Raw genomic sequence first — 11,797 nt, forward strand, 5'->3', positions numbered from 1 at the left:
GTCAATGGACGTGCTTGTGAATCGCACCGCGCTTGTTCACAGGGCTGTCCACCGTGTCGTGCACAGGTTTTGTGGAGTTCTCCACAGCATCCGGGCCGTCGTCCACATGGCCTGTGGATAACCAGATTGGCTGACGGTGCCCACAGGCCTAACGTGGACCGGCGCCCACTCCGTCCGTCGGGCTTGGAACCGTCAGAAAACCGACGTGCCAGAACCGGAGTTGGGCCTCTCATTTGTCAGTGGCGTGCCGTAGAACAGAGAGGCACGGCGAGGTCCGCTCGGCGGACGGGAGGAGGTCGCTCGGGTGAGCATTTCCGAGCCCTTGGACGATCCGTGGGCCGACAGCGGTCCCAGCGATCGTCTGCCCGCTTCCCGCCGACGCGGTGACGGTGGCCGAGGACGTGATGAGCAGCACGACCGCGGCCGGGAGAACGGTGAGTGGGACGGCGGGGGCTCGGCCTTCGAGCGGGTACCACCGCAGGATCTCGACGCCGAGCAGTCCGTCCTCGGCGGCATGCTTCTGTCCAAGGACGCCATCGCCGACGTGGTCGAGGTCATCAAGGGCCACGACTTCTACAAGCCGGCGCACGAGACGATCTTCCAGGCCATCCTCGATGTCTACGCCAAGGGGGAGCCGGCCGACCCGATCACCATCGCCGCCGAGCTCACCAAGCGCGGTGAGATCAACAAGGTCGGCGGTGCCTCGTATCTCCACACCCTCGTCCAGACGGTGCCGACGGCGGCGAACGCCGAGTACTACGCGGAGATCGTCCATGAGCGTGCTGTGCTGCGCCGCCTGGTCGAGGCCGGCACCCGCATCACGCAGATGGGATACGCGGCCGACGACGACGTCGACGAGATCGTCAACCGCGCCCAGGCCGAGATCTACGCGGTCACCGAGCAGCGCACCAGTGAGGACTATCTGCCGCTCGGCGACATCATGGAGGGTGCGCTCGACGAGATCGAGGCGATCGGCTCGCGCACCGGCGAGATGACCGGTGTGCCCACGGGGTTCACCGACTTCGACTCGCTCACCAACGGTCTGCACCCCGGGCAGATGATCGTCATCGCGGCACGTCCCGCCATGGGTAAGTCCACGCTCGCGCTGGACTTCGCGAGGGCGGCGTCGATCAAGCACAACTTGCCGAGCGTCATCTTCTCCCTCGAAATGGGGCGCAACGAGATCGCGATGCGTCTGCTGTCGGCCGAGGCGCGGGTGGCCCTGCACCACATGCGCTCCGGCACCATGACGGACGAGGACTGGACACGCCTCGCCCGCCGAATGCCCGAGGTCTCGGCCGCGCCGCTGTACATCGACGACTCGCCGAACCTGTCGATGATGGAGATCCGCGCGAAGTGCCGTCGGCTGAAGCAGCGCAACGACATCAAGCTCGTGATCATCGACTATCTGCAGCTGATGCAGGCCGGTGGTTCGAAGCGTTCCGAGAGCCGTCAGCAGGAGGTCTCGGACATGTCCCGAAACCTCAAGCTCCTGGCCAAGGAGCTGGAGGTCCCGGTGATCGCGCTCTCACAGCTCAACCGTGGACCTGAGCAGCGCACGGACAAGAAGCCGATGGTGTCCGACCTCCGTGAGTCCGGCTCCATCGAGCAGGACGCCGACATGGTGATCCTGCTGCACCGCGAGGACGCCTACGAGAAGGAGTCGCCCCGCGCGGGCGAGGCCGACATCATCGTGGGCAAGCACCGTAACGGCCCGACGGCGACGATCACGGTCGCCTTCCAGGGCCACTACTCACGGTTCGTGGACATGGCGCAGACCTGATCCGACTCACCCCGGGGATATGCGCTCGACTCCCGAGAGGCCGCCGGGGTGGACTGGGGGCATGACGACACCCCAGGAAGAGCTGCTCCCCGCCACACGCCGGGCACTGCTGCACCGCATCGCCATGGCCCAGGCCGAAGGCCGCGCGCCCTCGCTGGTCGCCGCGGTCGTACGGGACGGCAGAACCGTGTGGCACGGTTCGCGGACGTCGGTGGAGGGGCACGCGCCGGACGAGAACGTTCAGTACCGGATCGGCTCCATCACCAAGACCTTCACCGCCGTTCTCGTCCTGCGGCTGCGCGACGAGGGCCTGCTCGACCTCGGTGACCCGCTGGAGAAGCATCTGCCGGGCACAGGCGCGGGGGAGGCGACCATCGCCGAACTGCTCGCGCACGCCAGTGGGTTGGCGGCCGAGTCGCCCGGACCATGGTGGGAGAGGACCTCCGGAGCGCTGCGGCCCGAGCTCTCCGACGTGCTGGGCGAGCAGCCCTTCCTGCATCCGTCGGGCCGCCGGTTCCACTACTCGAACCCCGGCTACACCCTGCTGGGCGCGCTGGTCGAGAAGCTGCGCGGGGCCCCGTGGGAGGACGTACTCCGGCGTGAAGTGCTCGAACCTCTGGGGCTGAAGCGCACGAGTACGCGACCGCAGGCGCCACACGCGGGAGGCTGGGCGGTGCATCCCTGGGCCGATGTGATGCTTGCCGAGCCTGTCGAAGACCTGGGACGGATGGCGCCGGCCGGTCAACTGTGGTCGACGACTGGTGACTTGGCGCGGTTCGCGGCCTTCCTGGCCAAGGGCGACGAGCGTGTGCTGAGCGTTGAGTCGCTGCGGGAGATGAGGACGCCGGCGGCTCCGTCGGAGGCGGCGGATGTGGCGAGCGGCTATGCCTACTGCCTGGGACTGGAGATCCGGCATCAGGACGGCAGGACCCTCGTCGGACATACGGGATCCCTGCCGGGCTTCCTTGCCTGCCTCACTGTGAGTGTGGAGGACGATCTCGCAGCCGTCGTCCTGGCCAACTGCACATCCGGCCCACTGCTGTTCACCGTCGCCGCCGACCTCGTCCGTATCGTCGCCGAGGCCGAGCCGCGTATCCCCGATCCTTGGCGTCCGATGCCCGAAGTCGACTCGGCGGTCCTGGAGCTGGCGGGCCAGTGGTACTGGGGAACGCATCCCTTCGCTCTGCGGCTGACGGCTGATGGGCTCGTCTCGCTGGAGCCGTTGTCCGGCAAGGGGCGGCGCTCGCGTTTCCGGGCCAACGGTGACGGCACATGGACCGGGCTGGAGGGCTACTACGCCAGCGAGCTCCTGAAGGCCGTACGACGCCCGGACGGGGCCGTGGACCATCTGGACCTCGGGTCGTTCGTCTTCACGCGTCAGCCGTACGACGAGGGGGCTGCTGTGCCGGGAGGAGTGGATCCCGACGGGTGGCGGGGCAGCGGATCGTTCTGACGGTCTGGTGATGGGCCTGTTTCACGTGAAACAGGCCCATCACCGTTTCACAACTGGATCTTGAAGCCCATGTGCGAGGACGTGAAGCCGAGCCGCTCGTAGAAGCGGTGGGCGTCCGTACGGCTCTTGTCGGAGGTCAGCTGCACCAACTGGCAGTTCTGCCGCCGGGATTCATCGATCGCCCACTCGATGAGCTGCGTGCCCAGGCCGCTACCGCGCTCGTCGGCGTGGATGCGTACGGCTTCGATGATCGACCTGGTCGAGCCGCGCCGCGACAGCCCGGGGATGACCGTGAGCTGGAGCGTGCCGACGACACGGCCCTCGCGGACGGCGACGACCAGGTGCTGGTTCGGGTCGCTGCTGAGTCGCTCGAACGCGGCCCGGTATGGGGTCAGGTCGTCCAGTGACTCACGTTGGGCGCCCAGCGGATCGTCCGCGAGCATGCCGACGATCGCGGGGATGTCATCGGTGACAGCCGGGCGTATCTCAAGATCTCCCATGCTCGCACCCTATGCGGGTGCCCGGAGGGTCTCCACGACCCGGACCAGGGGAACGAGTTCAGGGTTCTGCGCGGCTTGGTCGAGGGCCTCACGCAGAGCCGTGTCGTTGGTGGGGCGGGCCTCTTCGAGGAGCTTGAGTCCTGTTTCGGTGACGTTGGTGTAGATGCCACGGCGGTCGGTGGGGCAGAGGTAGCGGGAGAGCAGGCCGCGGTCTTCCAGGCGGGTGACGAGGCGGGTGGTGGCGCTCTGGCTGAGGAGGACCGCGTCGGCGACCTGCTTCATCTGCAGGTGGCCGCCTTCGCCGTCGTGCTGGCGGCTGAGGACGTCGAGCAGGGAGTACTCGCGCACGCTGAGGTCGTGCCCGGCCTGCAGGGCGCGCTCGATGTGCGCCTCGATCCTCCCGTGCAGCAGGGAGAGGGCGCACCAGCCCTGGGCGAGGGCGGTGAGCGCGGGGTCCGTCGCTGTCATGGCGTTTCCTCCGTCCCGGAGCGGCTGAAGCCAGGATAGAGCAGAGTCGCAATAGTCTGCGCTTGCAAGTATGCCGCGTGTGCAAGTATTGTCATCACGTGTAAAGCGCTCCTGCAATCGTATGGGAAGGTGTACCCCTTCATGCCTCTCGCGCTTCTGGCCCTCGCGATCGGGGCCTTCGGAATCGGAACGACCGAGTTTGTGATCATGGGGCTGCTGCCCGAGGTCGCGGGCGACTTCGGGGTCTCCATCCCCACCGCCGGGTTCCTGGTGACCGGCTACGCGCTCGGCGTCGTCCTCGGCGCTCCCCTGATGACCGTGCTCGGCACCAAGGTCTCCCGCAAGCGCATGCTGATGCTGCTGATGGGACTGTTCATCATCGGCAACCTGCTGTCAGCGGTCGCTCCCGCCTTCGCCGTCATGCTGATCGGCCGTGTCGTCGCCTCGCTCGCCCATGGTGCCTTCTTCGGCATCGGCTCGGTCGTGGCGGCCGACCTGGTCGCCCCGGACAAGAAGGCCGGCGCCATCGCGATGATGTTCACCGGCCTGACCGTGGCCAATGTCGTCGGCGTCCCGCTGGGCACGTTCGTCGGGCAGTCCGTCGGCTGGCGCGTCACCTTCGGCATCGTCGCCGCCCTCGGCTTCGTCGGCCTGGCAGGCGTGGCCAAGCTCGTCCCGGACATGCCCAAGCAGCAGGGCGTACGCTTGCGCCACGAACTGGCCGCCTTCAAGAACGCCCAGGTCCTGCTCGCCATGGCGATGACGGTGCTCGGCTTCGGCGGCGTCTTCGCGGCCATCACCTACATCGCGCCGATGATGACCCATGTCGCCGGCTTCTCCGACGGCTCGGTCACCTGGCTGCTGGTCCTGTTCGGGCTCGGCATGGTCGGCGGCAACCTGGTCGGCGGCAAGTACGCCGACCGCGCGCTGATGCCCATGCTGTACGTCTCCCTGGGGGCCCTCGCCCTCGTGCTCGCGCTCTTCACGCTGACCGCGCAGAACAAGATCCTCGCGGCGATCACGATCGCGCTGATCGGTGCCCTGGGCTTCGCCACCGTGCCGCCGCTGCAGAAGCGCGTCCTCGACCAGGCGCACGGCGCCCCGACGCTGGCGTCGGCCGTGAACATCGGCGCCTTCAACCTCGGCAACGCCCTGTCCGCCTGGCTCGGCGGCCTCGTCATCGGGGCCGGGTTCGGCTACACGTCCCCCAACTGGGTCGGCGCCGCCCTCGCCGCCGCCGCGCTGCTGCTCGCCTTCCTCTCGGCCGCACTGGAGCGCCGCGACGGAGCGGCCCCCAGCCCCGTCGTCACGGGCACCGCGCCCGCTGACCAGCGAGCCACCGCCCACCACTGATCCGACCCGTGTGCGGCGTCAGGGCCGCCGCCGCACATACGGCCCCGTGACTGTCCACCTCGGCACCACACCGCAAGGAGAACCCTCATGAGCACCGCCACCGCCATCGCCCCCTTGACCACCCAGGACGCCGACGTCCTTGTCGCCGCCGCACACCAGGCCGCCGAGGCCGCCGGGGTGACCGTCAGCGTCACGATCCTGGACGCCGGAGGTCAGCTGCTCGCCTTCCGGCGGGACGACCGAGCCGTGCTGATCTCCGGGGAGACCAGCACGCGTAAGGCCTACACGGCACTCCAGCTCGATGCCCCCACCGTCGATCTCGTCGACGCCGTGCAGCCTGGTGGCCTCTTCCACACCCTGCCCACCGCTCTCGATCGGCCGCTGCTCTTCATCGCGGGCGGTGTGCCGATCCATCGAGACGGCCGACTGATCGGAGCGATCGGGGTCGGCGGCGGCGCGCCCGAGCAGGACCACCAGTTCGCGACGGCCGCGATCGAGGCACTCGTCTGACAGCACCGCCGTGTCGACGACGAAGCGCCGGTCCCTGATGAGGACCGGCGCTTCCTTCGGTTGCTTCGGCTCGTAGCCGCTCGCTTCAGCCCGCCGCCACCGTCAGGGGAGCGAATCGCCTGGTCCAGTCGCCGGGCAGTTCCGCGATGCCGTGCGTCATGACCGAGTTGAAGGCGACGGATGCCAGACCGTGCTCCTTCGCCCAGGTCAGCAGCTCCTCGTGGCGGACGTCGATGTCGGTGCGCAACGGGCGGTCCGTGTGGGCGGCGAGGGAGGCGATGAGTGCCTTCGCGGTCTCCGTGTCGTGGGCGATCAGCGGGCCCACGACCTGCGTGTCCATGTTGGGCCAGGCGCCCGCGTATCCGACGATCCGGCCGTTCGCCTCGGCGACGCGCAGCTGGTCGGTGAAAGCGGGGAGCCGCGTGATGATGTGCGTGCGGTCGGGGCCGAACACCTCTTCGTCGAGCCGCACGATCGCGGTCAGGTCCTCGGCGGTGGCCGCGCGCGTGGCGACCTCGGGTGCCGACGAGGCGGGGCGGAAGTGGCCGCGCAGCATCTCCGCCCGACCCGTGGCCTTGAAGCCGAGTTCCTCGTAGAGGGGTCGGCCGTTCGGCGTCGCGTGCAGTGTCAGTGGGGTCGGGCCCATCGCGGAGATGACGTGACGCATCAGTCGGCGTCCGATGCCCTGTCGGGCATGCCGCTCGGCGACCAGGACCATGCCGATGGCTCCCAGATCGGGTCGGCCCTGAGGTCCGTACTCCGTGACCACGCAGGCGCTGACGAGACCGCCGTCGGGGTCGTCGATGCCATATCCCTTGCCGGCCGTGAGGAGGAACCCCCACTTGTGTTCCTCACGGGGCCAGCCCCGATCCTCGGACAAGTCGGCGCAGGCGGTGAGGTCGCGAGGCGTCAGACGGCGGATGGGCAGAGCGGCGAGGGAAGGAGTCGGCACGCAGGTCAGGCTGTCTGACGACTGCCCTGGTCGTCCAGCCGTTTCCGGGGAGACGTACGAGCTTTTGGCCATGTCATGGACCACCGCACAATGAGCCGGCTGACGCCGGGTGTTTCACGTGAAACATGGACGAACGGCGAGCGTCCATCAAAGGGCGACCATCAGAGGGCGTTCGGTGAGCGTCCGCCGGGACGTGGGAGCGACAGCCCGTCCCATTAGCCTCAAGCCCCATGGCCAGACTTCACCTCTTCGACCTCGATGGCACGCTCCTGCACGGAACCACCGCCCCGGTGGAGATCTCACGGCAACTCGGGCTGGAAGCGGAGACCGTGGCGCTCGACCGGGAGATCTCGGCGGGGCTGATCGGACCGCCGGAGTACGCGACGCGGGTGTATGCGCTCTGGGCGGATCTCACCGAGACCCATGTGAGGGTCGCCTTCGAGGGTGCTCCTTGGCTGGCCCGGATCCGTGACGTCTGGGCGGAGATCAGGGGACAGGGCGACTACTGCGCCGTTGTGTCCCTCTCGCCCTCCTTCTTCGTGGAGCGGCTGACGGCCTGGGGAGCGCATGCGGCGTACGGTTCCCGCTTTCCCGCCGTGCCGTTCACCGAGCCCGTCGACCCGGCGGGAGTGCTCAGTGCCGCGGCCAAGGTGCGTATCGCCGACCGGCTCTGCGAGGAGTTCGGGGTGACGCGGGCCGACTGCGTTGCCTATGGCGATTCACTGTCGGACAAGGACCTGTTCGGTGCGGTCTCGGTTTCCGTCGCCGTCAACGCGGATCACCATCTGGCCGGACTCGCGACCCACTCTTACATGGGGATGGATCTGTGGGAAGCCTATGAATTGGTACGCGGCAGCCGGTAATTGAAGGAATTGCTCGTTCGCTGCCGCGCCCAATTCGTGAGAGACGAAGGGGGGACTTGTGATCGGGCCGTCGGCCGGTAGGGTCGACTCCGGTTCGTGTCCGAGCTGTGATGCAGACCCCCGGCGCGGACCGATCGCAAGGCAACGCAGCTTAACGGGACGGAGAGATCGAAGACCCGCATTCTCGGGTATGCGGCCAGGTTGCTCACGCGCGGTGGGATGCTGCGGTGAGAGTACTGCGGCCAATGTCACACTCTCGCCTTACTTGTCCGTACCGAGTGTGAATACGGGTTGAATGTGGCCGCATTGGTCACGGCAACGAACGGGGAAAGCAAGCCGTCACGGGGGAAGCAGGCATCTTCCGACTGAGGAAGTGCGCAGACCGACCGAAAGATGTTCGAGGCGAGGCACACCATGGACGCTCCGACCACCACGTCGGCCGACAACGGCACTTCCGGCGGCGGGGGCGGCTGGTTCACGCCGCGCAAGCAGCCGGCGGCTACACCGGGCACCGAACAGGAGACGGCCGACGGCCGCCGCCTGGCAGCGATGCGCCCGGTCGGCAGGACGGCGACGGCCGCGGGCACGGCCCCGTCGTCCCAGGAAGGCACACAGCCCGACTCGACGGACGGCTCGGCGGAGCCGGCCCCCGCGGACGACGTCGGCTTCGGTCCCGGCACACAGGACCCCGCCACCCACCTCGCCCCCGAACAAGGCGCACCGGCCGCGACACCGACTCCAGCCACGCCCACCCCGAGTCACATATCGCGCCCGATGTACACACCGGCCTCGGCCACAGGCCAAGTGGCCTCAGCTTTCGCCCCGGCCCCAGGTCAGTCCCCTGCCTTTGCCCCGGCCCCGGCCCAAGAGCCGCCCGCCTCCGCGTTCGTCTCGCCCCAAGCCCAAACCCGAGCCCAAACCCGAGGCCAGGCGCCCCCTGCTCACCCCCAAGCGCCCACAGGTCACCCGGCGATATCGAGCCCCGCCCCCACCTCCCCACCCTCCCCCCAACTGCACGTTCCGACCCAGCGCCCCGCCCCGCCCCAAGCCGCCTCTCCGGACGCCATCCTGATCCGCCGGACGATGGCCGAGGTCGGCCCGGTCGCTGACAAGGTCACCTCGTACTTCTACGCGCTGCTCTTCGTGCGCCACCCCGATCTGCGCTCCCTGTTCCCCGCCGCGATGGACACCCAGCGGGACCGGCTGCTCAAGGCCCTCCTCACGGCGGCCGAGCACATCGACAACAAGCCCGTTCTCGTCGAGTACCTGCAGAACCTCGGCCGCGGCCACCGCAAGTACGGAACCCGGGCCGAGCACTACCCGGCCGTCGGCGAATGCCTCATCGGCGCGCTGAGCAAGTACGCCGGCGGCGTCTGGGACGGGGAGATGGAGGCCGCCTGGGTGCGGGCCTACACGACCATCTCGCAGGTCATGATCGATGCCGCGGCGGCGGACGAACTACGCGCCCCCGCCTGGTGGTACGCGGAGGTCGTGTCGCACGACCTCAGGACCCCGGACGTCGCGGTCGTCACCGTCCGTCCCGACCAGCCCTATCCCTTCCTCGCCGGGCAGTACACGAGCCTGGAGACGCCCTGGTGGCCGAGGATCTGGCGGCACTACTCCTTCGCCTCGGCGCCCCGTTCCGACGGGCTGCTGACGTTCCATGTGAAGGCCGTGCCCGCGGGCTGGGTCTCCAACGCGCTGGTGCACCGTGCCCGGCCGGGGGACATCATCCGGCTGGGCCCGCCGGCCGGTTCGATGACCGTGGATCACACCACGGCCAGTGGTCTGCTCTGTCTGGGCGGAGGCACCGGCATAGCGCCCATCAAGGCGCTGATCGAGGATGTCGCCGAGCATGGTGAACGGCGACCGGTCGAGGTCTTCTACGGAGCCCGCAGCGATCAGGACCTGTACGACATCGACACGATGCTCCGGCTCAAGCAGTCCCACCCGTGGTTGGAGGTCCGCCCGGTGGTGGACCGGCACGGGCTCCTCCAGCTTCCCGACGCCATACGGGAGTACGGGCCCTGGACCGAGTACGACGCCTACGTCTCCGGACCGCCCGGCATGATCCGCAGCGGTGTGGACGCGCTGAGAGACGTCGGCATCCCGTCCGAGCGCATACGGCATGACTCGGTGGAGGAGCTCGTCGTCATCGGGGACTGACCTTCGGTCGCATCAGCCCAGGTCGGGGGCGTGCATCGCGCGGACGCCCTCGATGTTCCCGTCCAGGTAGTGCCGTAGCGACAGCGGTACGAGATGGACAGAGGCGATGCCGACCCGGGTGAACGGCACCCGTACGATCTCGTACTCGCCGATGGGCTCGTCCACCTCAGGCCCGTGCCGCAAGGACGTGTCCATCGACTCCAGGCGGCAGACGAAGAAGTGCTGCACCTTCACACCGGTCGCGCCGCCGTCCTCGCCGATGTGCTCGACGGTGTCGACGAAGCAGGGCACGACATCGATGATCTTGGCGCCGAGCTCCTCGTACACCTCGCGGTGCAGGGCGTCGACGACAGTCGTGTCTGTCGGCTCGACCCCGCCACCGGGAGTGAGCCAGTAGGGATCCACACCGGGCTTGGTGCGCTTGATCAGGATCAGGTCGTCGCCGTCCAGCAGAACGGCGCGGGCGGTGCGCTTGACCACGGGTCGGACGGTCATGGGAGAAATGTGGCCCGGCTGGTTCCACGTGAAACATCGCGAGACGTCACGGGTCGAGCTCACCCGGTGATGACCCCGTATGCCTGCTCAGGCCCTCTTGGCTGCCGTCGCTCACACCAGCTCGGAAACCGTCGCTCAGACCGCTCTGAAGCCGCAGCTCAGGCCCAGTCGGAAGCCGCTCTCAGCAGCCACTCGTGAGCCCGCGCGATATGCGGCATCGCCAGCGTGCCGGTGCGGACGACCAGGAAGTACGTCCGCAGCGGGGGCACCGGCGGATCGTGCAGGGCGACGACGTCGCCGCGCTCCAGTGCGGCCGCGCACAGATAGCGGGGCAATACCGCGAGCCCGGCCCCCGCGACCGCGCAGGCGAGCACCGCGCGCAGGTCGGGGACGATCACGGTGCCCGGGGCAGCGGGACGGGAGTCAAAGACCGAAGCCCAGTAACGGGAGACGAACGGGAGGGACTCGTGCACCTCCACCACCGGAACGTCCTCCAGCGCGTGCGCTCCCTTGTGGCGCAGCTGCCCCGCGCCGATTCGGTCGACCCAGCGGAGAGCGGCGACGAGCACGTGCTCCTCGTCGCAGAGCGGAGTCGCGGTGAGCAGACCGCCGCGCGGACGGGCCGTACTGATGGCCAGATCGTGATGTCCGGCGGCCAGCCCTTCCAGGCTCTCCTCGGCGTTGCCGAAGGACGCCCGCAGCGCGAATCCCTGACTGTCCTCGCCGGTCAGCTCGGTGAGCGCGGGCAGCGCCCGCTCGGCGGTGAACTCGGGAGGGCCGGCGAGATGCAGGGTTCGTAACGAGGACTCGTCGTCGAGACCGGTCTCGGCGATCTCCACCAGGGCGTCGAGATGCGGAGCGGCCTTGTGGGCGAGTTCGTCGCCTATGGTCGTCGGCGTCACTCCGCGGGCCTGCCGCAGGAAGAGGGGGCGGCCCAACTGCCGTTCCAGGGTGCGGATCTGTGAGGTCACAGCCGGCTGCGACAGTCCGAGCAGCGCGGCAGCGCGGGTGAAGGAACCGGCCCGGTGCACGGTCACAAAGGTGCGCAACAAGGCCAGATCCATGCGACACCCTCCCCTTTCCCGCCCTTCTCCTCACCCCCAGGGCAGGCAGAGTCCAACTATAAATAAGTCGATAGGTCGCTGTCGCTACTGTGATTGGACACTGACAGAGAGTCAACTAGCCTTGCTTGCGCGGTTCTTCGCGCGCGGAACCGAGGGCGGTCCGAGCCACGAGGGGGGAGGCTCGGACCGC

General features: G+C 68.5%; 11 protein-coding genes. 6 read left to right on the plus strand and 5 right to left on the minus strand.

Annotated elements, in window-relative coordinates:
- The first annotated feature begins 304 nt into the window (after positions 1 to 304).
- Both dnaB and BLU79_RS22680 read left to right on the plus strand, forming a co-directional pair.
- A complete protein-coding gene (gene dnaB / locus BLU79_RS22675) occupies positions 305 to 1,783 on the plus strand; it encodes a replicative DNA helicase (RefSeq protein WP_093907673.1) in 1,479 nt (492 codons plus the stop codon).
- Between the two features lie 61 nt (positions 1,784 to 1,844).
- Positions 1,845 to 3,236, plus strand: a complete 1,392-nt coding sequence (locus tag BLU79_RS22680; protein ID WP_093907674.1) for a serine hydrolase domain-containing protein — start codon at positions 1,845 to 1,847, stop codon at positions 3,234 to 3,236.
- Positions 3,237 to 3,283: 47 nt separating this feature from the next.
- Here the strand turns inward: BLU79_RS22680 and BLU79_RS22685 are convergent, their stop codons facing one another.
- Together BLU79_RS22685 and BLU79_RS22690 are read right to left on the minus strand one after the other, a co-directional pair.
- Complete coding sequence (locus BLU79_RS22685; RefSeq protein ID WP_093907675.1) at positions 3,284 to 3,736, minus strand: GNAT family N-acetyltransferase; 453 nt, start codon at positions 3,734 to 3,736, stop codon at positions 3,284 to 3,286.
- A gap of 9 nt (positions 3,737 to 3,745) precedes the next feature.
- On the minus strand, positions 3,746 to 4,204 hold the full coding sequence (locus tag BLU79_RS22690; protein ID WP_093907676.1) for a MarR family winged helix-turn-helix transcriptional regulator: 459 nt from the start codon (positions 4,202 to 4,204) through the stop codon (positions 3,746 to 3,748).
- Between the two features lie 141 nt (positions 4,205 to 4,345).
- On the opposite strand from BLU79_RS22690, the gene BLU79_RS22695 reads away from it, so the two are divergent.
- Together BLU79_RS22695 and BLU79_RS22700 are read left to right on the plus strand one after the other, a co-directional pair.
- Complete coding sequence (locus BLU79_RS22695) at positions 4,346 to 5,557, plus strand: MFS transporter (protein ID WP_093907677.1); 1,212 nt, start codon at positions 4,346 to 4,348, stop codon at positions 5,555 to 5,557.
- A gap of 87 nt (positions 5,558 to 5,644) precedes the next feature.
- Positions 5,645 to 6,067, plus strand: a complete 423-nt coding sequence (locus tag BLU79_RS22700) for a GlcG/HbpS family heme-binding protein (RefSeq protein WP_093907678.1) — start codon at positions 5,645 to 5,647, stop codon at positions 6,065 to 6,067.
- Between the two features lie 85 nt (positions 6,068 to 6,152).
- Here the strand turns inward: BLU79_RS22700 and BLU79_RS22705 are convergent, their stop codons facing one another.
- A complete protein-coding gene (locus tag BLU79_RS22705; protein ID WP_093907679.1) occupies positions 6,153 to 7,019 on the minus strand; it encodes a GNAT family N-acetyltransferase in 867 nt (288 codons plus the stop codon).
- Between the two features lie 230 nt (positions 7,020 to 7,249).
- On the opposite strand from BLU79_RS22705, the gene BLU79_RS22710 reads away from it, so the two are divergent.
- Together BLU79_RS22710 and BLU79_RS22715 are read left to right on the plus strand one after the other, a co-directional pair.
- Complete coding sequence (locus BLU79_RS22710; RefSeq protein ID WP_093907680.1) at positions 7,250 to 7,882, plus strand: HAD family hydrolase; 633 nt, start codon at positions 7,250 to 7,252, stop codon at positions 7,880 to 7,882.
- Between the two features lie 393 nt (positions 7,883 to 8,275).
- Positions 8,276 to 10,048, plus strand: a complete 1,773-nt coding sequence (locus BLU79_RS22715) for a globin domain-containing protein (protein ID WP_093907681.1) — start codon at positions 8,276 to 8,278, stop codon at positions 10,046 to 10,048.
- Positions 10,049 to 10,060: 12 nt separating this feature from the next.
- Here BLU79_RS22715 and BLU79_RS22720 read toward each other — a convergent pair whose 3' ends face one another.
- Positions 10,061 to 10,543: an NUDIX domain-containing protein gene (locus BLU79_RS22720; protein ID WP_093907682.1), complete on the minus strand. Its 483-nt coding sequence runs from the start codon at positions 10,541 to 10,543 to the stop codon at positions 10,061 to 10,063.
- Positions 10,544 to 10,701: 158 nt separating this feature from the next.
- Positions 10,702 to 11,607, minus strand: a complete 906-nt coding sequence (locus BLU79_RS22725) for a LysR family transcriptional regulator (protein WP_093907683.1) — start codon at positions 11,605 to 11,607, stop codon at positions 10,702 to 10,704.
- Positions 11,608 to 11,797 lie beyond the last annotated feature (190 nt).

Source organism: Streptomyces sp. cf386 (genome assembly GCF_900103585.1).
Lineage (GTDB): Bacteria > Actinomycetota > Actinomycetes > Streptomycetales > Streptomycetaceae > Streptomyces.